Here is a 20,717-nt window from a genome sequence, read left to right as displayed (position 1 = left end):
GGTCAACGGCTTCCTCATCGTGAAGCTCGGGCTGAACGCGTTCATCGTCACGCTCGCGATGCTGATCGTCCTCAGAGGACTCCTGGTCGGCACGACCGAGGGCAGGACCCTGTTCGACATGCCGGACCCGTTCTTCACGCTCGCCACGGCCACGTTCGCCGGCCTGCCGATCTCCGTGTGGCTCGCGCTCGTCCTGTACGGCGTGGTCGGCTTCCTGTTGCGGTACCACCGGGCCGGCCGCTCGCTGTACGCGATCGGCGGCAACGCCGAGGCCGCGCGGGCCGCCGGCATCGACGTCGACCGCATCTCGTGGCTGGTGTTCGTCGTGGCCGGTGTGCTGGCCTCGCTCGGCGGGCTGGTGCTGACCGGGTACGTCGGCGCCATCAACGCCAACCAGGGCGACGGGATGATCTTCACGGTCTTCGCGGCCGCGGTCATCGGCGGCATCTCCCTCGACGGCGGGCGCGGCACGATGTTCGGCGCGCTCACCGGCGTGCTCCTGCTCGCCGTGGTGGAGAACCTCCTGACGCTCGCGCAGGTGCAGTCGTTCTGGATCCAGGCCGTCTACGGCGGGATCATCCTGCTGTCGCTCATGCTCGCCCGCTTCACCGGTGGGAGACCACAGTCCTAGGATCCCTCATGCTCCGCGGAACCGAGCGCGTTGCGCAGCCACTGCTCGACGCCGGCGACGTGCACCGTCGCCCACGAGCGGGCCAGCTCCGGCTCGCGGCCGGCGATGGCCTCGTAGATCGCGCGGTGCTGCTCGCGGGTCTTCGCGACCGCGCCCTCCTGGGTGAGGCCGCGCCAGATCCGCGCGCGGGTCGTCGGCCCGGACAGGCTGTCGATCAGCGAGCACAGCACCGGGTTGCCGCTGCCGAGCGCGATGCGGCGGTGGAACTCCAGGTCGTTGGCGACGAGCGACTCGACGGTCGGCGACTCCTCCAGCCCCTCCAGGAGCTTCTCCAGCGAGGCGACGTCCTCGTCGGTCATCCGGCTCGCGGCCATCGCGGTGGCGGCCGGCTCGAGGATCCGCCGGACGGCGAGGAAGTCGAGCACGGTGTCGTCGCGGTGGAAGTCGACCACGAACGTCATGGCGTCGAGCAGCAGGTCCGGTTCGAGGCTCGTCACGTACGTGCCGTCGCCCTGCCGGACGTCGAGCACCCGGATCAGGCACAGTGCCTTGACGGCCTCCCGCAGCGAGCTGCGCGACAGGCCGAGGCGCTGGGCGAGGTCGGCCTCCTTGGGGAGCCGGTCGCCGGGCGCGAGCTCACCCGAGATGATCATGCCCTTGATCTTGTCGATCGCTTCGTCGGTGACCGGCATGTACTGGACCCTTCAAACCTCGGATGTTTGTCTTCCTAGAGTGCCACGAAAGGTGAACGGATGCGTGTAGCACTGCACACTCGCCTCAAGCCGGGTCGGGAGGAGGAGTACGAACAGGTGCATGCGGTCATCCCTCGTGACCTGGAGATCGCGTTGCGTGATGCCGGCGTAACAGCGTGGGCCATCTTTCGTGACGGCCTCGACCTGTTCCACGTGTTGGAGGTCGAGGACTACCAGGCCATGCGGCACGCGCTGCGTGACCACCCGGCCAACATCCCGTGGCAGGAGCGCATGTCCGCGCTGCTGGCCGTCGAGGACGACTACTCCGGTGACGACCTGGGCATCAAGCTGGTGTGGGAGCTGCCGGCATGAGGCTCGGACTCGGCTGTGCCCAGCTGGGCAACCTGTACCGGGCCATGAGCGATGAAAGCGCTTACGCGATCGTCGGCGAGGCCTGGTCGCAGGGCATCCGGTACTTCGACACCGCGCCGCACTACGGCCTCGGCCTGTCCGAGCGCAGGCTGGGCGTGGCGCTGGCGGGGCTGCCGAGGGACGAGTACGTGCTGTCCACGAAGGTGGGCAGGCTGATCGAGGCGAACCCGGCTTACACGGGCGTGGAGCGCGACACGCAGGGCTTCGACGTGCCAGCCACGCAGGTCCGCCGCCTCGACTACTCGCGGGACGGGGTGCTCCGCTCGCTGGAGGCCAGCCTGGCGCGCCTGGACATGGACCGCGTCGACATCGTGTTCGTGCACGACTGCGAGGACCACGTCGAGGAGGCGCTGGCGGGCGCGGTGCCGGCACTGGTCGAGCTGCGTGCGCAGGGCGTGGTGTCCCACGTCGGCCTCGGCATGAACTTCGACGACGTCCTGGCGAGGTTCGTCCGCGAGTCCGATGTGGACATGATCATGCTGGCCGGCCGGTACACGCTGCTGGAACAGCCGGCACTGGACGAGCTGCTGCCGCTGTGCGTCGAGCGCGGCGTGCGGGTGATGGCGGCCGGCGTGTACAACAGCGGCATCCTGGCCACCCCGTCGCCGGGCACCACGTACAACTACGCGGCGGCGCCGCCCGAGCTGGTCGAGAAGGCGCGGCGGATCGCGGACGTGTGCACGCGGTTCGGGGTCGAGCTGCCGGCCGCGGCGATCGCGTTGGTGGCCGCGCATCCGGCCGTCGAGTCGGTCGTGCTGGGCGCGAGCTCGGTGGCGCAGGTGCGGACGAACGTCGCGCGGGCGGCGGTCGAGGTGCCGCCGGCGCTGTGGACCGCGCTGGCGGAGGAAGGACTGCTGCGTGCAGCTGGTTGACGCCCACCATCACCTGTGGGACCCCACGCGCCGGAACTACGACTGGCTGGCAGGCCTGGGCCCGATCAGGCGCCCGTACACGGAGGCCGACCTGCGGGCGGTGACGCCCGCGTCGGCGACGGTCCTGGTGCAGACCGTGCCGTCGGTCGAGGAGACGTTGGAGTTCCTCGGCGTCGCCGCATCGTCGTCGCTGGTCGCGGGCGTGGTGGGCTGGGTGGACCTGACCGCGCCGGACATCGCGGACAGGCTCGCGTCGTTGCGGTCGAGTCCTGGCGGTGACGCGCTGGTCGGCATCCGCCACCAGGCACAGGACGAGCCCGACCCCCGCTGGCTGCTGCGCCCGGAGGTGGTCCGCGGCATCACGGCGGTGGCCGCGGCCGGGCTCTCGTACGACCTCCTGGTGAAGCCCCCGCAGCACGCGGCCGCGGTGGAGCTGGCCGACGCCGTGCCGGGCGTGCGGCTGGTGCTGGACCACGCCGGCAAGCCGGCCATCGCCGACGGCGGCTACGAACCGTGGGCGGCGTTCCTGTCGTCGCTTTCCATGCGTCCCAACGTGTTCTGCAAGCTGTCCGGCCTGGTGACCGAGGCCGACTGGACCAGGTGGACGGTCGACGAGATCCGCCCGTACGCCGAGCACGTCCTGGCGTCGTTCGGCCCGGACCGGGTGATGTTCGGCTCGGACTGGCCGGTGTGCGAGCTGGCCGCCACCTACGCACAGGTCCACGAGGCGGCGCGGTCGTACACGTCGGCACTGTCCACCTCGGAACGGGAAGAGGTCTTCGGCGGCACGGCGACCCGGGCGTACCCGCTCAGCCCAGAAGGCGGCTGACCAGATCGACCACGCCCGCCGCGTCGACCCGCAACGCGCTGGCGCTGCTGGAGATCGCGGGACGCGTTCGCGACGTCGACTGCGCAGTTGCCGAACACCGTGGTCAGCCCGAGCACGTCAAGTTCGGCCAGCGCCATGAGGATCGCGATGGCGTCGTCGATCCCGGGGTCGGTGTCGATGATCACCTGGTTCACTGGGCCGGCCCGAAGTGGCCGGTCGCGCCCTCGATTGCCGCGCCGAGATGCCAGCCGCCGCGCAGCCACCCGCTGAGCGTGGGCGCGGCCTCGACGCGCACGTGGACCAGGGCGGGCCGGGCCCTGCCCGACATGCCCAGGCTGGCATGCCGCACGCCGCCGCCGGGCCACGGCTGCCGTAGCCGGCCCCGGGTCCTGAACGGGACCGCGAAACCCAGCGCCCGCACCGTCACGTGCACGGACCAGTCCGGGCCGCTCGCGGTCATCTCGGTCGACGGCTCGCCGGTGAAGCGAGCCAGCGTCTTGGGCAGCGCCCAGTTCGACCGGCCGCCGACCACGCTCGCCGGCGAGTCCACGGCGATGAACGGCACGGTGGCCGCGACACCCCTGCCAGCCAACAGTCCCACGATCCCCACGACCTCGTCGTAGGGGCCGACCGGCGTGTCGTCGTAGCTGATCAGGCCGCCGAGCACCAGCGCGGGCCGGCCGGGCACCGAACCCGCCGCCCGCCGCGCCGCACGGGTGGGCAGTGCCTGCCAGACCACCGCCCGCATCGACGTGCGCCACGGCGCGGGCGGGGCGTGGTCGGGCAGTGCCACGCCGTCGGCGAGCGTGGTCTGCGGGATGCCGGTCAGGTTCAACATCTCGTCACGGTTCATGGCGGCCTCCTGCCTCGAAAGCTAGCAGGAGCGGGGATGGACGGCATGCGGCGCGAGGAGTAGGACACTTGGGTGTGAGCCAGGAACTGCGGGGTATCGGCCGGACGGCGTTGTGGGTGGCGAAGATGAGGGCCGCCGAGGGGGCGAGAACCGACCGGCTGTTCGACGACCGGCTCGCCGGGGCGTTCGTCGCGGCGGCGGGGCTGGACGCCGCCGACAGCCTGGCGCTGCCGCCCGGCGCCGTCGAGTTCCTCGCCATCCGCACCCGTTTCTACGACGACTACCTGCGCGAAGCGGGGTTGTCGCAGGTGGTGGCGCTCGCCGCCGGGCTGGACAGCCGTGCGTTCCGGTTGGCCTGCCCGGCCGGGGTGCGGTTCTTCGAGCTGGACCTGCCGGGTGTGTTCGAGTTCAAGGAGGCCGTGCTGGCGACGCACGGCGCGGTGGCCGGCTGCACGCGGACCGCGGTGCCGGCGGACCTCCGCGAGGACTGGTCGGAACCGTTGCGGGCGGCCGGTTTCGACCCCGCGACACCGACCGCGTGGCTGGTGGAGGGGCTGTTGCTCTACCTGACCCGGGAGGACAACGACCGCATCGTGGACATCCTGACCACGCTGTCCGCGCCGGGCAGCCGGTTGGCCTTCGACCACATGCGGAGCACGGCGATCGACCGCGCGCCCCTCCGTGACACCGAGGCGGTGGCGCGGCGGATGGGCGCCGGTTTCCAGTCCTGTCTGGACGATCCGGTCGGCTGGCTGGCGGCACACGGCTGGCACGCGGTCGTGGACCGGATCCCGGCGATGGCCGAGTCCTACGGCCGGCCACTGCCCCCGCACGTCGACCTACCCTCGATCAACGCGACGGTGCTGTGCACCGCCACCCGCTGACCACGAACCGCGGCCGGGCCGCACACCGCGAGTCAGCCGACGGTGATCAGGTCCACGCCAAGAAGGCTTGCCACCGCGCGGATCTCGGTCAGGCGGTGGCCGGTGCCGAGCGCCCAGTGGTGGCCGACCCCGCTGGCCGACCAGTCGTCGGTCCACTCGCCGGGATCACGGCCGAAGTCGACGCGGCTCGTGGTGTTGCCGATCCTCATGTGTGGGCCGTCGGCGACCACGCCCTCGGCGGCCACCAGCGTGTAGCGGCCGTCGCGGGTCTGGCCGACGCCCAGCAGCGTCACCGGCCCCGTCGCCACGTCGAACTCCACCGACACGCCCCAGCCGCGCTTGCCGTGGAACACGCCCAACCCGCGCAGCAGCGGCTTCTTCGCCGAGATGGCCAGGTGTGCCGGACCGTCGTGCCCCATCTCCACGTGCCCGCGCGTGAAGTCCAGCGCCTGGAACTCGGTGAACGACCCGCCCGCGCCCAGCACGTCCAGGATCAGCATCGCCAGGCTCGTGCGTAGCTCGTACTCGCCCGCCGCCGGGATCCCGCGCGCGGTCAGCAGACTCGCCCCGAGGATCATGCCGGCGCCCAGCCGTTCGTGCTGCTCGCCGTTCAGGCCCCGGTGGTAGTAGGCGAGACTGTCCAGGTCGAAGTCCGCCACCAGCCGGTCCAGGCCGACGGAGACCCGCGCGCCCCAGGCGAAGTCCTCCTCGACGACCGACTCGGTCACCTCGAAGGTCTCGCTTGCCTCGGCCACCCGGGCGTCCACCTCGGACTCCGTGGCTTCCTCGACGCGCACCCGCAGGTCGTCGAACTCCAGTACCTCCACGTGCCCGCCGAAGTGGGCGTTCACCATCGACAGGTCCGTCGCCACGTCGTACATCCCGGGGTACAGGTGCCCCATCAGCCCATGTCGACCGTGCCGCAACACCTTCCGCACGCTCGCCGCCCGGATCCAGGCACCGATGCGCGTCCACGCCCGCTCGTCCCGCAGGTACCCGGACACGCTGCGGAACTCGACGCCAGCGCGGGTGAACGCGTTCGCCATCTCCGGCAGCGGGCACGCGCCGCAGTACGCCAGCCACTGGCCGGTGTCGAACGTCGCGTGGTCCATGGACTCGGTCGGCTGGAGGTTGATCAGCAGCACCGGTGCGCCGCTTCGCTGCGCCACCGGCATGAGCATGGTCGCGGTCAGGTAAGTGGTGAGGAAGCCGACGATCAGGTCGCAGCCCGCCTCGCGCAGCTTCTCCGCGGCGACGGCGCCCTCCCGCTCGTCGGAGATGAACCCGACGTCGACGATGTCCGCGTCGTAGCCAGCGATCCGCTCGCTGACGTACCGCGACGACTCCTTCAGCGTCGGCAGCAGGTCGGGGAACTGTGGCCAGTACGCGCCGAGCCCGCCCGCCACCAGGCCGATTCTCGGCCGCCTCCTGTCGTTCACGACAACTCCTCACCCGATCCGGAAGTCGGCCACGCGGATCGGCGACGGCGTCGTGCCGGACGACTTCTGCTGGTATAGCACGGAAAGCACGCCGTTCACCAGGCTGACGTCGACCTCGCCGAACACGTTCATGCCGGGCCGGTCGAAGAGGGTGGTCCAGTCGGTCCAGCCACTCGCCTTCGACGCGGCGACGATCTTGCCGAACGGCATGACCAGGTACGCGTTGTCGGCACCGTCGAACACGATCTTCGTGCGGCCGGTGGCGTTCGGCGGGATCGGCACCTCGTGCTTGGTCCACGTGCCGTCCGCCCCGCGGGTCAGGTGGAACGTGCGTGCCCACCTGGTCCGGTCCGCCGCGTAGCTCGTGACGCACTGGGTGAACCGGCCCGGCACGTAGCTGATGACCACGTGTGGCGTGCCGGTCGAGTCGATGGCCTGGCTCTCCTGGTTCATCAGGCCGTGGTTGGGATCCAGCGGGTCGACGACCAGCGACTGGTCGACCGCGACCGGCGTGGCGACGGCGGCGCCGCCGCCGGCGTGCCACGTGCGGCCCATGTCGTCGCTGTACACGTAGCCGGTGTCGTGGTTGGTGAGGCCGCCGGCGTTGCACAGCACACCCGTGTTGCCCTCCCGCCACGTGAACGCCGCGTGCAGGCGGCCGCGGGAGTCGTACGTGAGGCCGTGCAGGTACATGTTCCGGGTCGTGCTCACCACGCCGTTCGGCCCTGTCCAGCTGCCGGTCGCGGACGTCCACCTGCCGAGCCTGCGCCACGAGCCGTCGTACTCGGCCAGCTCGTTGGCGCCGTTCCCGGAGCCGCCGGTGCGGAAGCTGAGCTGCAGCCGGCGATCGGGCGTGACGACGAACTGCGGGTAGCTGATGCCGCCGAGGTCGACGCCGTCGAGAGTCCGTTGCACCGCACCGAAGTCGGCCAGTGACCAGTCGGCCGGCGGGGCGGAGGCCAGGCCGGCGCGGGACTTCACGTAGAACACCGGCGTGTTGTGGGTGTCCATCGCGATGTGCAGCCGGCCGTCCCTCGGTGAGACGCCGAGCGAGATGACGTTGTGCGAGTCGTCCGTGGACAGCTGGTGGGGGAGCGCGACCTTCTGCCAGGCGCCGGCCGGGAGGGCACGCCTCGCCACGACCGCGCCGCGGTCCGCCGTGTACCAGGCGGTGTACTGGTAGCCGACGTAGGTCAGGATCGCGTCCTGCTGGAACGACTCGTTGTTCACCAGCCCGTCGTAGGACACGAAGTACAGCGCGGCCGGGTCGAGTTGGGTGTCGCGCAGCAGGGTCACGGCCGGTGCGGCCGGCTGCGCCACGGCCGGGGTCCCGGTCACCGCGCCCGCCAGCAGCACGCAGGCGAGCAGAGCCCCCAGCCTTCTCGTGACGGCACCTCGCCCGCGGGCCCCGCTCATCACGCCCCCCAACCAGCCGGCGCACCGCCTGCCCGCTCGGCGCGGATCTTGTCGAAGTGGCCCGACCGGCGGTACGCGCCGATCGGGTCCGGGTCGATGCCGAGGTCCTCGCGCACCTCGGCGAGCAGCGGGCGCACGTCGGTGGCGAACGCGTCCGTCAGGGCCGCGTTGGCCTCCAGCACGTCCCCGTTCTGTTGCGCCGCACGGAGTGCGTCCTGGTCGACGAGCAGTGCCTTCGCGGTCGCCTCCTGCACGTTGAGGACGGACCGGATCAGCGCCGGGATCTTCGGCTCGATGTTGTGGCACTGGTCGAGCATGAACGCCACGCCCGCGGCGGCGTCGAGACCGCCGCCGAGCACGATCTCCACCATGATCCGGAACAGCTGGTACGGGTCGGCCGCGCCGACCATCAGGTCGTCGTCGGCGTAGAACCGCGAGTTGAAGTGGAAGCCGCCGAGCCGGTCGCGGTGGAGCAGGAACGCGACGATGAACTCGATGTTGGTGCCCGGCGCGTGGTGGCCGGTGTCCACCAGCACCTTCGCCTTCGGGCCGAGGTCGACGCAGTGCGCGTAGCTCGTGCCCCAGTCCGGCACGTCCATCGTGTAGAACGCGGGCTCGAAGAGCTTGTACTCCACCAGCATCCGCTGGTTGTCGCCGAGCCGCTCGTAGACCCGGTGCAGTGCCTCGGAAAGCCGCTCCTGACGGCCCCGGATCGAGTCCTGGCCGGGGTAGTTGGTGCCGTCGGCGAACCAGAGCGAGAGGTCCTTCGAGCCGGTGACGTCCATGATGTCGACGCACTCGAGGAGGTGGTCGAGTGCCTTGCGGCGCACGGTCTCGTCCGGGTTGCAGACGCTGCCGAGCTTGTACTCGTCCTCCTGGAACACGTTCGGGTTGATCGCGCCGAGCGCGATGCCGACCTCCCCGGCGTGCCTGGCGAGCGCACCGTAGTCGTCGACGCGGTCCCACGGGATGTGCAGCGCGACCGACGGCGCCACCCCCGTGAACCGGTGGACCGTGGCCGCGTCGTCGACCTTCTCGAACGCGTCGCGCGGCACGCCCTCCTGCGTGAACACCTTGAAGCGGGTGCCGGAGTTGCCGTACGCCCACGACGGGGTCTCGATGTGCTGGGTACGCAGCGCCGCCCTGACAGCTGCCGTGTCGGCCATATCCTGCTCCTAGTCGAGGTGGAAAACCTCCTGCAGTGGCGTGATGCCCTCGTCGGGCGCGCCACCACCAAGTCCTTCGAAGAACTGCGCCATGTCGTTCTGCCAGCGGTCGTTCACTTCTCTCGACGCCATCCCGGCGAGCGCCGCGTCGAGGTCGTCGGTCTCGAAGTACCCGACGAGCAACCCGTCCGGCCGCAGGAACAGAGAGTAGTTCCGCCAGCCGGTCTCCCGCAGCGCCGCCAGCATGTCCGGCCAGACCTCGGCGTGCCGGGCCGAGTACTCCTCGACCCGGTCGGCCTTGACCTTCAGGAGAAACGCCACGCGTCGTGGCGCGGAAATGCTCACTCCTCGGGCCCCGTTCAGAAGTCGAAGTCGTCGATGTTGTCCTTGTTGAAGGTGGTCGGCGGGCCGAGGATGATCTCGCCGTTCTTGCCGATCGTGTAGTCGCCCAGCTTGCCGGCCTTGAACTTCTCGCCTTCCTTGCCGCTGATCTGGCCGGACGCCAGCGAGGCCGCCGCGTAGCCGGCCAGGTAACCCAGCTCCACCGGGTTCCACAGCGCGAACTCGGTGACCGTGCCGTCCTTGACGAACTCACGCATCTGGTTCGGCGTGCCGAGGCCGGTGAGCTTCACCTTGCCCTTGTACGGTGAGGTCGACAGGTACCGCGCAGCCGCGGAGATGCCGACCGTGGTCGGGGCGATGATGCCCTTCAGGTCGGGGATCGACTGCAGCAGGCCCTGGGCCTCCTGGAAGGACTTCTGGTCGTCGTCGTCACCGTAGGCGATCTTCGCGAGCTGGATGTTCGCGTACTCGGGCTTCTTCAGCTCGTCCTGCATGTACTTGATCCAGGTGTTCTGGTTCGTCGCGTTCGGCGTCGCGGACAGGATCGCGATCTTGCCGCTGCCACCGATCTGCTCGGCGACCAGCTTCACCTGGGACCGGCCGATCTCCTCGGAGTCGGCCTGGTTGACGAAGATCTGCCGGGCGTCGGTCGCGGCGTCGGAATCGTAGGTGACGACCGCGATGCCCTTGCTCATCGCGTCCTTCAGCGCCGGCGCGACCGCGTTCGGGTCGTTGGCGGCGATGACGATCGCGTCCTGCTTCTGCTGGATCAGCGTGTTGATGTAGGACACCTGGGAGGACGCGGACGCGTCGGACGGCCCGACCTCCTTGCCGTCGCCCTTCAGCTCCTTGACGGCGTCGACGCCACCCTTGTCGACCAGCACCTCGTACGGGTTGTCGATCTCCTTGGGCAGGAAGGCGATCTTCAGGCCCTCCTTGACCTTCGCGTTGGGGTCGGCCTGACGCCCGGTCGCGCTGCCGCCGTCGCCGGACGCGGCATCAGACCCCTTGGTGGTCCCGCCGCAGCCGGCCACCAGCGTCAGCGCCAGGCCGGCGCTCAGTGTCCACAACAGACGGTTCGAGCGGAACATCCTTGGTCCTCCTCGGTTTGAACACGACCGGGACGAGTACGGAGAGAATCAGTAGCAAGCCCGTGATGACGTTCTGGATCTCGTTGCTGACATCGTCGAGGAACAACACGTTGCGCAGCCCGGCCATGGCGAGCAACGCCATGGCCACGCCGAGCACGGTGCCGCGCCCACCGAAGATCGACACCCCGCCGAGCAGCACGGCGGCCACCGCGACCAGTTCCATGCCGTTGGCGTTGTCGGCGCGGGCACTGTTGTAGCGCAGGGTGTAGACCAGCGAGGCGATCGCGGCGAGCGCCCCGGACAGCAGGTACAGCGAGAACTTGATGCGGTTGACCCGGATTCCGGAGAACCGGGCGGTCTGGGCGCCGAGGCCGATAGCGTACAGCGACCGGCCGATCGTCGTCATGTGCACGAGGACGGCCACGAGCGCGCCGACCACGAGCACCAGTATCGTGGCGTACGGCAGGAACGAGTCGCCGCCGATCGAGTCCGTCGCGAGTGGACGATAGTTCTCCGGGAACCCGGTGACCGCGCCGTCGCCGAGCAGCACGTAGGCGAGGCCGCGGTAGAGCCCGAGCGTGCCGATGGTGACGGCGAGCGAGGGCAGCCCGAACCGGATGATGAGGGTGGCGTTCACCGAGCCGAGCACGATCCCCGCCACGAGCACGATCGGCACGATCGTCTCGAACGACATGCCGCCGTCCCACAGCTTCCCGGTCAGCGCCGAGCAGAAACCCAGTGTGGACGCCACGGACAGGTCGATCTCGCCGGTCAGGACGATCGGCAGCAGCGCGAACGCGAGCAGCGCGACCTCGCTGTAGTCCAGCAGCAGGAAGCTGATGTTGCTCGTCTCGCCGAACCCGTCGCTGAACGAGCCGGCGGCGAACACCGCGACACAGAGGACGAGCAGCACGCTTTCCCAGCGCAGCAACCTAGCCAGCACGGCGCACCGCCCTCTCGGCCCGCAGTCGTTGGGCGAGCCGCACCATGAACGCCCGGTCGAGCGAGATGGCGACCAGCAGCGCCGCGCCGTCGACGGCCCGCTGCCAGAAGGCCGGCACGCCGAGGATCGGCAGCGCGCTCGTGATCGTGGTCAGCAGCAGCGCGCCGAGCGCCGCCCCGACCACGGTCCCGCTGCCGCCGAAGATCGCCACGCCGCCGACGACGACCGCGGCCACCACGGCCAGTTCCCGGCCGTTGCCGACGGACGCGTTGATGGTGCCGAAGTAGGCGGCGTGCATGACCCCGCCCAGCCCGACCAGCGCGCCGGAGATCACGAACGCGCCGAATACCCGCCGCCCGGTCGGGATGCCCGCGAGCCGCGCGGCGTCGGGGTTCGAGCCGATCGCGTACAGTTCCCGGCCGGCACGGAAGTTGTGCAGCCCGTATGCGGCGATGGCCAGCACGACCAGCGCGATGAGCGACAGGTTGGGCACCCCGAGCACCGAGCCGGAACCGAGCGACAGGAACCCGGAAGGCATCTGGTAGGCGTTGATCTGCGTGGTGTCGGTGCCCGACGCCCACGCGTAGTCGATGCCGCGGAACACGTACAGCGTCCCGAGCGTGACCACCAGCGCCGGCACCTTCGCGATGGCGACGAGCGCGCCGTTGACGGCCCCGCACACCGCGCCGAGCGCGATGCCGGCGAGCACCACCACGACGATCGGAAGATCCTTGTCGACGAGGAAGAGCTGCCCGGACAGGTAGGCGGACAGGCCCATGACCGACCCGACCGACAGGTCGATGTTGCGGGTGATCACGAGCAGCGCCTGCCCGATCGCGAGCAGCGCGATGATCGAGGCGTTCAGGAGCAGGTCGTGGATCCCCTGCCCGGACAGGAAGGTCGGCCGCGTGATCGTCGCGGCGGCCACCACCGCGACGAACGCGACGACGATGCCCAGCTCGCGTCCGGCGAACGCGGACTCCCTGGCGGAGGCTCTGGTCACGCCGCACCCCCCGTCGCCGCCTGGAGGACCTTCTCCTCCGTCGCCTCCTCCTTGGCCAGCTCCGCCGTCAGCCGGCCCTCGTGCATGACCAGCACACGGTCGGCCATCCCCAGTACCTCCGACAGCTCGGACGAGATCATCAGCACCGCGATGCCCCGCGCGGCCAGGTCCGACAGCAGCGCGTGCACCTCCACCTTCGCGCCGATGTCGATGCCGCGGGTCGGCTCGTCCACGATCAGCACGACCGGCTCGGTCGCGAGCCACTTGCCCAGCACCACTTTCTGCTGGTTGCCGCCGGACAGCGTGGCCACCGCGTCGGTCACCCGCCGCCGCTTCACGCCGAGCCTGTCGGTCCACGCGGACGCCACCGCCCGCTCCCGCGACCGCCGCACGAGACCCCACCGGGCCACCGCCCCCAGCTGGGGCAGCGTCGCGTTGCGCTCGATCGACAGGTCCAGGATCAGCCCCTGTTCACGCCGGTCCTCGGGGACCATCGCGACCCCGGCCTCGATCGCCGCGCGGGGATCGCCGCCGGACAACCGCCTGCCGCCGACCGTGACCGTCCCGGCGTCCAGCGTGTCCACACCGAAGATCGCCCGCGCGACCTCGGACCGGCCCGACCCCACGAGCCCTGCGAGGCCCACGATCTCCCCGCGCCGCACCGAGAACGACACGTCCGCGAACACCCCGTCCCGGCGCAGCCCGGTCACCACCAGTGCCTCGTCGCCGGCCTCGTGGTCCCGGGCCGGGTACAGCTGCTCCACCGACCGGCCGACCATGCTGCGGACCAGCTCGTCGCGGGTGATCGAGCCCATCGGCGACGAGGTCACGAACGACCCGTCCCGCAGCACCGTGACCCGCTGGCAGATCTCGTACATCTCCTCGAGCCGGTGCGAGATGAACAGCAGCGCCGCGCCGTTCTCCACGAGCCGCGCCACCACCCGGAACAGCCGCTGTGCCTCCACTGTGGACAGTGCGGCGGTCGGCTCGTCCATCACGATGATCCGCGCGTCCGCCGTCAGCGCCTTGCCGATCTCGATGATCTGCTGGTCGGCGATCGACAGCCCGCGCGTGACGCGGCCGGGGTCGATGGGCACGCCGAGCGAGTCGAAGAGCTCCGCCGCGCGGCTGTTCATCGCCGCCCGGTCGATGCGGCGGAAGGACCGCAGCGGCTGGCGGCCCATGAACACGTTCTCCGCGACCGTGAGGTCGGGGAACTGCGTCGGCTCCTGGTGGATCACCGCGATGCCGGCCTGCTGCGCGTCGCGCGGCCCGGCGAAGTGCACCGGCTCGCCGTCGACCAGCACCTCGCCCGCGTCGGGCCGGTGCTCGCCGCCGATGACGCGGACGACCGTCGACTTGCCGGCGCCGTTCTCGCCCGCCAGGCCGTGGACCTCGCCGGCACGCAGCTCGAGCGACACGCCCCGCAGCGCGTGCACCGCGGCGAAGGACTTGTGGACGTCGCGCAGCTCGAGCAGCGGGGGCGTCAATGCCGTCACGAGCTCACCGCCTGCACGGTTGTGAAACGTTTCAGTCGGAACGTAGTCGAGAGTGAGCGAGCTCGTCAAGGTGTGTCCGACGGGTCGCTCCGCTCCCGTGTTTACTCGTTACCGTGGCCCCGTTCCCGATCACGCTCGACGAGCTGACCGCCGACCCGCACCCGGTGCTCGCGCGGCTGCGCGCGACCGAGCCGGTGTCGTGGCTTCCCGTGCTCGACGGCTGGCTGGTCACCGAACACGCGCTGGCGGCGCGGGTGATGCGGGACGCGGCGGCGTTCACTGTGGACGATCCGCGGTTCTCGACGGCGACCGTCGTCGGCCCGAGCATGCTCTCGCTCGACGGCGCGGAGCACGCGCGCCACCGTGACCCGTACGTGCCGCCGTTCCGGCCGGCGCCGGTGCGCGACCACTTCGCGGGCTTCGTGACCGAGGCCGTCGCCCGCCTGCTCGACGGCCTCGCGCCGGCCGGCCGGGCCGAGCTGCGGGCGGACTTCGCCGGCCCGCTCGCGGTCGAGGTCATGGCCGACGCCCTCGGCCTCACCGGCATCGACCCGGCGGCCGTGCGTGGCTGGTACGCGGCACTCGTCGAGTCGGTGTCCGAGGTGACCGCCGGCCGGCCCCCCACGGCGGCCGGCGCGGCGGCCGTCCGGGCGCTTCGCGCGCGCATCCCACTCGACGTCGACGGGCTGAGCCCCGCCGAGATGGTGGCGAACGCGGCCGTGCTGATGTTCGGCGGCATCGACACGACCGAGAGCATGATCGCCAACCTGGTGCTGCACCTGCTCGACCACCCCGAGGTGCTCGACGAGATCCGCGCCGACCGGTCACTGCTGCCGGCCGCGATCGAGGAGTCGCTGCGACTGGAGCCGGCCGCCTCCGTGGTCGACCGGTACGCCACCGACGACGTCTCGGTCGCCGGCGCGCACATCGTCAAGGGTGACCTGGTGCGCGTGTCGATCGCCGGCGCGAACCGCGACCCGGCCGTGTTCGCCGACCCGGACACGTTCGACCTGCGCCGCCCCAACGTCAAGGCGAACCTGGCCTTCGCGCTGGGGCCGCACTTCTGCCTCGGCGCCCGGCTCGCCCGCGCCGAGGCGGAGCTCGCGGTCAACGGCCTGCTCGACCGTTTCCCGTTGCTACGGCTGGAGTCGCCGGTTACCCCGACCGGCCTGGTCTTCCGCAAGCCACCCGAGCTGCCCGTGCGCTGGAGCTAGGGGCACGCCTACTCCTAAGGAATCCCTTGGTTCGACGTGCGGCCCCGACGCGAAGGACGGGGTGGCCTTCGCGTCGGGACCGCACCATCTCGGTGCTGAGGCGGCGGCCCGCACCGAGAGTTGGAGATCGCGGCCGTCTCCCCCAGTCATGGCCGCGTCTCACCTTTTTCCTCCCCACCCGGTGCCCAAATGTTTATGGTGGGGCGACGTTGTTCGACAGCGTCAACGCGTCCGGACAAAGTGGGGGAGCGCCATGCCACGGCCGGAACGGCCGGTTGACCCGGCGAAAGGCGCGATACAGGAATTCGCGGTCGCATTGCGCGAGTTGCGTGCGCGGGCGGGCGCACCCACCTACCGGTCACTGGCCGAGCGCACAGGGTTGTCGGTGTCGACGCTCGCCGACGCGGCCGGCGGGCGGCGGCTGCCGACCTTCGCCGTCGCGATGGCGTACGCGACGGCCTGTGCCGGCGACGAGCACGAGTGGTCGGCGCGCTGGCGGGCGGCGGCCGAGGGCGAGATGTCGCCGGAACGCGCGCCGTACCGCGGGATGGCCGGGTTCCGCGGCGAGGACGCCGACCTGTTCTTCGGGCGCGAGCGGCTGGTGGCGGAACTGGCCGACCGGGTCCACGAGTCCGCGGTGACGGTGGTGCTGGGGGCGTCCGGCGCGGGGAAGTCCTCGCTGCTGGCCGCCGGGTTGGTGCCCGCGCTGTCGGGGGACCGGCCGGTGATCATGACGCCGGGGGAGCGGCCGATGGAGCGCCTGCCCCGGGTGCGCTCGGTCCTGGTCATCGACCAGTTCGAGGAGCTGTACACGCTGTGCGGGGCACAGGAGCGCGCCAAGTTCCTCGACGAGGTGTTCGCCCAACCGGACCTGCGTGTCGTGGTGAGCGTGCGTGCCGACTACTTCGGGCGCTGTGCCGAGCATCCCGTGCTCGCGGAGGCGTTGCGGGCCAACCAGATGCTCGTTGGCCCGATGTGTGCCGACGAGCTGCGCGACGCGCTCACCCGGCCCGCGGCCGCGGTCGGCCTCTCGGTCGAGCGGGCGCTCGTGGCGACCGTGTTGCAGGAGGCCAGGGAGCGGGCCGGGGTGCTGCCCCTGCTGTCGCACGCGATGCTCGAGACGTGGCGCCGGCGGCGCGGCACGGTGCTCACGCTCGCCGGTTTCGAGGCGGCGGGCGGCATCGACGGCGCGGTGGTGCGGACCGCGGAGGAGACCTACGGCGCGTTCGACGCCGCGCAGCGCGAGCTGGCCGCCGAGCTGCTGCTGCGGATGCTGTCGATCGACGACTCGGTGGCCCGGCGGCGGGTCGACCTGGCGGACATCCGCAGCGTCGATCCGGCGGCGGGCGTGGTGCTCGACCGGCTGGCCGACGCGCGGCTGGTCACGGTGGACGACGGCACGGTCGAGATCGCCCACGACACGATGCTGTCGGCGTGGCCGCGGCTGCGGGCGTGGATCGACGACCACCGCGAGGCGGTCCGCGCCCACCGGAAGATCAGCGAGGCGGCCAGGATCTGGACGGAGAACGAGCGGGATCCGTCCGTGCTGGCGTCCGGTGGCCGGCTCGAGGTGATGAAGGCGCACTCGTCCGAGCTGACCGGGGTGTTGCGGCTCAGCCGGGTGGAGAAGGACTTCCTCGACCAGAGCGACGCGCTGGCCCGGCGGACCGCGCTCGCGGCGCGGCGACGGACCGTGCGGCAGCGGCTGCTGGTCCTGGCCGCGGTCGTCGCCGTCGTCGCGGCCGCCGTGTTCGCGGAGGTCGCCGACCGGGCGCGGACCGACGCCACGGTGGCCCGCGACATCGCCCTGTCGCAGCGGATCGCGGCGACGGTCCAGAACCTGCGGGTCACCGATCCCGCGGTCGCGGCCCAGCTGGCCATCGCCGGGTACCGGATCGCGCCGACCAGCGAGGCACGTTCCACGCTGCTGGAGTCCACGGCCGGGCCCATCCCGGCCAGGTACCGAGGGGCGGGGGCGACCGCGTTCGCCGCGTCCCCCGATGGGCGGCTGGTCGCGGCGAGCGACGTGACCGACGGCGCGGTCACGTTGTTCACCCGGTCGTCCGCCGGGCTGGCCAGGGCCCACGTGATCACGTCCGTCCCGGCCGGGGTGGACCGGCCGGCCTCCACCGCCGCCAAGGTGTACGCGCTCACGTTCTCGCCGGACGACCGGCTCCTCGCGGTCGGCGACAGCGCCGGCACGGTGTCGCTGTGGGACGTGTCGTCGCCACGCGCGCCGGTGCGGCTCTGCTCCTTCTACTCCGGCGTGGTGGGTGTGATCGACCGGCTCGCCATCGACCCGAGCGGGACCGAGCTGGCCGCGGCCGGCGGTGACGAGATCACCCGCTTCTCGATCGCCGACCCGCCGTTCCCGCGCGAGCTGCCCGGCATCCACGCCACCGAGCGGGTCCGCTCGGTCGCGTACGCGCCCGGCGGCGGCCGGCTGGCGTTCGGCACGGACGCGGGCAGGGCACACGTGTGGTCGCTGGGTGCCGCGCCGGCCGAGGTCACGGCCCTCGAGTCGCGGGACAAGCCCGCGCCGATGGTGGCGTTCTCCCCCGACGGGCAGCTGCTGGTCAGGGGCACCGAGGACGACGCGATCCGCCTGTGGGACGTGACGGCCCGGCCGCCGCGGCCCGGCCGCGCGCTCAGCGGCCTGACCGACCTGCGGGTCACGACGGCCGCGTTCAGCCAGGACGGCCGCTACCTGGTGGCCGGCGGCGCGGACTCGATGGTGTACGTGCTGGACACCACGACGTGGACGGTCGTGCGGACGCTGCCGCACCCGGACATCGTGCGGTGGGCGGCGTTCGCCGGCGACGCGGTCGTCACCGCCGCGACCGACGGCGCGGTCCGCCGGTGGGACCTGCACGACGCCATGCCGCCCCGCGCGCCAGCGCAGATCGGCGAGCTGCGCTACAGCGCGGACGGCACCCGGCTGGCCGTGTTCGCCGAGGGCGACATCTCCCTGTGGGACGACGATGTGCCGCTGCTGAAGGGCATGCGTGGCGCGTACACCGGCGACGGCGACCTCACCCGCGACGGCGAGCTGCTGGCCGCCCCGACGGTGAACGACGACGTGCGGGTGTTCGGCCTGTCCGGCACCGCGAAGCCGAGCGAGGTCGCCACGATCGGTGGCGCCGGCCAGAAGGTCGAGTTCAGCCCGGACGGCTCGCTGCTCGCCACGGGCGCGTCGGACGGGACGGTCCGCATCTGGAGCTCTCCCTACCGGGAACCGGTCTCGATGTTCCGCGGCACGTCCCAGGCGGTGCTGGACGTGACGTGGAACCCGGCCGGCACGGTGCTGGCGGTGGCCGCCGCGGACGACCACGTCTACCTCCTCGACGTGCGCGACCACCACGCGCCGCGACCGCTGGCCCGGCTGGGACAGGTCAACACCGCGGCGTTCAGCCCGGACGGGACGCTGCTCGCCACGGCCGGCGCGGACGGCCTCCTGCGGTTGTGGGACGTGCACGAGCCGGCGACGCCGCACCTGGTCGGCTCGCCGGTGTCCGGGCCGACGGGCCGGATTCTCGACCTGGCGTTCCACCCGCGAGGGAACGTGCTGGCGGCAAGCGTCATCGACGGCACGGTCTACGTGTGGCGCATCGACGATCCGGCACACCCGACCAGCGCCGCGGTGCTCGCCGACACGGGTTTCCCGCTCAACGCGGCCGTCTTCCACCCGTCCGGCGACGAGCTGGTCGCGGGCGGCGGCGACCGGGTCGTCCACGACTGGCACACCGGGGAGGACGCGGTCATCGCGAAGATCTGCGCCGGCATCGGCGACCCGGTGACACAGAAGGAATGGCGAACCCACCTACCCGCCGTCCCGTACGCCCCGCCGTGCCGGTGAACGCCGCGACCACCCGTCCGGACGGGGACGCTAGCCGCCCCAGACGTACAGGCCGATGCCGCAGAGCAGGAGCGACAGGCCGCTCGTGATCGTGCGGACGGCGTTCCAGCGGCGCCAGCGTGGGGAGAAGCCGGCCCAGCGCCGCTGCCAGTCGGTGGAGGTGTCCTTCTCCAGGGCGTTGTTGAGGGGCACGTTGACCCGGCCGGTGATGACGTGGCAGCCGACGAGATAGCCGACCGCGGCGGCGAGGTGGAGGTAGCCGGCGCCGTCCTCGTCCAGCCCCAGCAGGAGCGCACCCGTCACGGCGGCGGTGAGCACCGGACCGATGAAGGCCACCAGGAACGTGGGGTTGATGATCGCGATGTTGATCCTGCGCATGGCCTCGACGGCCGTCTCCGGGTCGGCGTGGTCGAGGCCGGGCACCACGGAGTTCGAGTAGGTGAAGAAGACGCCGAAGGCCGCACCGAGCAGGACCAGGTTGAGGAAGGCCGCGATGAGGGTGACGATGAGCAAGGTCGGCTCCCCGGTCGTCCCGTTCTGGTGACGTGAGGCTATCTCGCGGAAGGGTGCCGGGAGATACCGAAATGTACGGTTCGGACGACCGGGCATGACCGGCGGACGATCGGTGCCAGGGCGCCACCCCGGTCAGGGCGGGCTCGGGCCTGGCGACCGTTTCTTCAGGCAACCGCTCTCGTGGGGGGCGATAGTGGTGGCATGTTTCCCGAACTGGTGTCCGGCAGTGACCGCGAGGCGTTGCGCTTCGGTGTGAAAGCGCTTACATACCGGCAGCTGGCCCGGGTTGCCGGCCGGCTGGCGGCGGACCTGCGTGGCAGCACCCGGGTGGCGGTCTGGGCGACCCCGACCCTCGAGACCTGCGTCGCGGTGGTGGGCGCGCTGGTCGCGGGCGTGCCGGTGGTGCCGCTGAACCCGAGGATCGGTGAGCGCGAGCTGGCGCACATCATGGCCGACAGCGCCCCCGACCTGCTGCTCGCCGCGGCGGACGCCGACGTGCCGGCCGGGCTGGACGGCCTGCCGCGCCTGCCGGTGCCCCTCGACGCCGGCGGTCCGGCGGACCTGCCCGCCGAGCCGGACCCGGAGGCCCCGGCGTTCGTCGTGTACACGTCCGGCACGACCGGCCCGCCGAAGGGCGTGGTCCTGCCGCGCCGCGCGGTGACCTCGAACCTCGACGCGCTGGCCGACATCTGGGCGTGGACCGCCGACGACGTGCTCGTGCACGGGCTGCCGCTGTTCCACGTGCACGGGTTGATCATCGGCGTGGTCGGCCCGCTGCGCCGCGGCGGCACGGTGTGGCACCTCGGCCGGTTCTCGTCCCAGGCCGCAGGCGAGGCGCTGACCGCCGGCGCGACGATGATGTTCGGCGTGCCGACCATGTACCACCGGCTGGCGCTGGACTGCGCGGCCGACCCGTCGCTCGCGAGGGTGATCGGCGGCGCCCGGCTCCTGGTCTCCGGCTCGGCCGCGCTGCCGGCGACCGACCACCAGCGCCTGGCCGACACGACCGGGCAGCGCGTGGTCGAGCGGTACGGCATGACCG

General features: G+C 71.6%; 19 protein-coding genes and 1 pseudogene. 8 read left to right on the top strand and 12 right to left on the bottom strand.

Features of this window, described 5'->3' with window-relative positions; genetic code table 11:
• Window positions 1-631: ABC transporter permease (locus VET29_RS07180; RefSeq protein WP_324916307.1), on the top strand; the 631-nt coding region annotated here is incomplete at its 5' end.
• Here VET29_RS07180 and VET29_RS07175 read toward each other — a convergent pair.
• Entirely contained in the window at window positions 628-1,323 is a 696-nt protein-coding gene (locus VET29_RS07175) for a FadR/GntR family transcriptional regulator (protein ID WP_324916304.1), read from the bottom strand. The two genes, VET29_RS07180 and VET29_RS07175, sit on opposite strands and share 4 nt — an antisense overlap.
• 60 nt (window positions 1,324-1,383) lie before the next feature.
• On the opposite strand from VET29_RS07175, the gene VET29_RS07170 reads away from it, so the two are divergent.
• Genes VET29_RS07170 through VET29_RS07160 form a run of 3 tightly spaced genes read left to right on the top strand, consistent with a single transcriptional unit; the run spans window position 1,384 to window position 3,456 of the window.
• The gene (locus tag VET29_RS07170) at window positions 1,384-1,695 is read left to right on the top strand and encodes an L-rhamnose mutarotase (protein ID WP_324916302.1); all 312 of its coding nucleotides are present in this window, start codon (window positions 1,384-1,386) and stop codon (window positions 1,693-1,695) included.
• On the top strand, window positions 1,692-2,627 hold the full coding sequence (locus VET29_RS07165) for an aldo/keto reductase (protein ID WP_324916299.1): 936 nt from the start codon (window positions 1,692-1,694) through the stop codon (window positions 2,625-2,627). Before VET29_RS07170 ends, VET29_RS07165 begins: the two co-directional genes overlap by 4 nt.
• Complete coding sequence (locus tag VET29_RS07160) at window positions 2,620-3,456, top strand: amidohydrolase family protein (protein WP_324916310.1); 837 nt, start codon at window positions 2,620-2,622, stop codon at window positions 3,454-3,456. Before VET29_RS07165 ends, VET29_RS07160 begins: the two co-directional genes overlap by 8 nt.
• Before the next feature lie 68 nt (window positions 3,457-3,524).
• Here the strand turns inward: VET29_RS07160 and VET29_RS07155 are convergent.
• Window positions 3,525-3,641: pseudogene (locus VET29_RS07155) on the bottom strand (nucleoside hydrolase); the annotation flags it as partial.
• A 5-nt stretch (window positions 3,642-3,646) separates the two neighbouring features.
• Complete coding sequence (locus VET29_RS07150; RefSeq protein ID WP_324916296.1) at window positions 3,647-4,309, bottom strand: acetoacetate decarboxylase family protein; 663 nt, start codon at window positions 4,307-4,309, stop codon at window positions 3,647-3,649.
• Window positions 4,310-4,383: 74 nt separating this feature from the next.
• Between VET29_RS07150 and VET29_RS07145 the strand changes: the two genes are divergently transcribed.
• Complete coding sequence (locus tag VET29_RS07145) at window positions 4,384-5,193, top strand: SAM-dependent methyltransferase (RefSeq protein ID WP_324916293.1); 810 nt, start codon at window positions 4,384-4,386, stop codon at window positions 5,191-5,193.
• Window positions 5,194-5,225: 32 nt separating this feature from the next.
• On the opposite strand, the gene VET29_RS07140 is transcribed toward VET29_RS07145, so the two are convergent.
• From VET29_RS07140 to VET29_RS07105, 8 genes are read right to left on the bottom strand one after another with little or no spacing between them, the layout of a single operon-like run.
• Window positions 5,226-6,632 carry an L-fucose/L-arabinose isomerase family protein gene (locus tag VET29_RS07140; RefSeq protein WP_324916290.1) on the bottom strand — a complete coding sequence of 469 codons (1,407 nt, stop codon included), beginning with the start codon at window positions 6,630-6,632 and terminating at the stop codon, window positions 5,226-5,228.
• Between the two features lie 9 nt (window positions 6,633-6,641).
• On the bottom strand, window positions 6,642-8,048 hold the full coding sequence (locus VET29_RS07135; RefSeq protein ID WP_324916287.1) for a BNR repeat-containing protein: 1,407 nt from the start codon (window positions 8,046-8,048) through the stop codon (window positions 6,642-6,644).
• Window positions 8,048-9,214: an L-rhamnose isomerase gene (gene rhaI / locus VET29_RS07130; RefSeq protein ID WP_324916284.1), complete on the bottom strand. Its 1,167-nt coding sequence runs from the start codon at window positions 9,212-9,214 to the stop codon at window positions 8,048-8,050. Before rhaI ends, VET29_RS07135 begins: the two co-directional genes overlap by 1 nt.
• A 9-nt stretch (window positions 9,215-9,223) precedes the next feature.
• On the bottom strand, window positions 9,224-9,535 hold the full coding sequence (locus tag VET29_RS07125; RefSeq protein WP_324916281.1) for an L-rhamnose mutarotase: 312 nt from the start codon (window positions 9,533-9,535) through the stop codon (window positions 9,224-9,226).
• Between the two features lie 38 nt (window positions 9,536-9,573).
• Window positions 9,574-10,647: a rhamnose ABC transporter substrate-binding protein gene (rhaS, locus tag VET29_RS07120; RefSeq protein WP_324916278.1), complete on the bottom strand. Its 1,074-nt coding sequence runs from the start codon at window positions 10,645-10,647 to the stop codon at window positions 9,574-9,576.
• The gene (locus tag VET29_RS07115) at window positions 10,556-11,590 is read right to left on the bottom strand and encodes an ABC transporter permease (RefSeq protein ID WP_324916275.1); all 1,035 of its coding nucleotides are present in this window, start codon (window positions 11,588-11,590) and stop codon (window positions 10,556-10,558) included. Before VET29_RS07115 ends, rhaS begins: the two co-directional genes overlap by 92 nt.
• Complete coding sequence (locus tag VET29_RS07110; RefSeq protein ID WP_324916273.1) at window positions 11,580-12,593, bottom strand: ABC transporter permease; 1,014 nt, start codon at window positions 12,591-12,593, stop codon at window positions 11,580-11,582. Before VET29_RS07110 ends, VET29_RS07115 begins: the two co-directional genes overlap by 11 nt.
• Window positions 12,590-14,092, bottom strand: a complete 1,503-nt coding sequence (locus VET29_RS07105) for a sugar ABC transporter ATP-binding protein (protein WP_324916270.1) — start codon at window positions 14,090-14,092, stop codon at window positions 12,590-12,592. Before VET29_RS07105 ends, VET29_RS07110 begins: the two co-directional genes overlap by 4 nt.
• A gap of 113 nt (window positions 14,093-14,205) precedes the next feature.
• On the opposite strand from VET29_RS07105, the gene VET29_RS07100 reads away from it, so the two are divergent.
• On the top strand, window positions 14,206-15,306 hold the full coding sequence (locus tag VET29_RS07100) for a cytochrome P450 (protein WP_324916267.1): 1,101 nt from the start codon (window positions 14,206-14,208) through the stop codon (window positions 15,304-15,306).
• 316 nt (window positions 15,307-15,622) lie between these two features.
• Window positions 15,623-19,162: a hypothetical protein gene (locus tag VET29_RS07095; protein ID WP_324916264.1), complete on the top strand. Its 3,540-nt coding sequence runs from the start codon at window positions 15,623-15,625 to the stop codon at window positions 19,160-19,162.
• A gap of 30 nt (window positions 19,163-19,192) precedes the next feature.
• Here the strand turns inward: VET29_RS07095 and VET29_RS07090 are convergent, their stop codons facing one another.
• A complete protein-coding gene (locus tag VET29_RS07090) occupies window positions 19,193-19,675 on the bottom strand; it encodes a DUF1772 domain-containing protein (protein WP_324916261.1) in 483 nt (160 codons plus the stop codon).
• A gap of 201 nt (window positions 19,676-19,876) precedes the next feature.
• On the opposite strand from VET29_RS07090, the gene VET29_RS07085 reads away from it, so the two are divergent.
• A partial coding sequence (locus VET29_RS07085; RefSeq protein ID WP_324916258.1) for an AMP-binding protein occupies window positions 19,877-20,717 on the top strand: 841 nt, incomplete at its 3' end.

Source organism: Actinophytocola sp. (assembly GCF_035634895.1).
GTDB lineage: Bacteria > Actinomycetota > Actinomycetes > Mycobacteriales > Pseudonocardiaceae > Actinophytocola.
The sequence above is the reverse complement of the archived record's forward strand: the minus strand, read 5'-3'. Positions and strand labels throughout refer to the sequence as shown.

What these genes read in the sequence shown, in the direction of transcription:
- VET29_RS07175 (WP_324916304.1), bottom strand. Translation starts at nt 1,323, where the DNA reads ATGCCGGTCACCGACGAAGCGATCGACAAGATCAAGGGCATGATCATC.
- VET29_RS07170 (WP_324916302.1), top strand. Translation starts at nt 1,384, where the DNA reads ATGCGTGTAGCACTGCACACTCGCCTCAAGCCGGGTCGGGAGGAGGAG.
- VET29_RS07165 (WP_324916299.1), top strand. Translation starts at nt 1,692, where the DNA reads ATGAGGCTCGGACTCGGCTGTGCCCAGCTGGGCAACCTGTACCGGGCC.
- VET29_RS07150 (WP_324916296.1), bottom strand. Translation starts at nt 4,309, where the DNA reads ATGAACCGTGACGAGATGTTGAACCTGACCGGCATCCCGCAGACCACG.
- VET29_RS07135 (WP_324916287.1), bottom strand. Translation starts at nt 8,048, where the DNA reads ATGAGCGGGGCCCGCGGGCGAGGTGCCGTCACGAGAAGGCTGGGGGCT.
- rhaI (WP_324916284.1), bottom strand. Translation starts at nt 9,214, where the DNA reads ATGGCCGACACGGCAGCTGTCAGGGCGGCGCTGCGTACCCAGCACATC.
- rhaS (WP_324916278.1), bottom strand. Translation starts at nt 10,647, where the DNA reads ATGTTCCGCTCGAACCGTCTGTTGTGGACACTGAGCGCCGGCCTGGCG.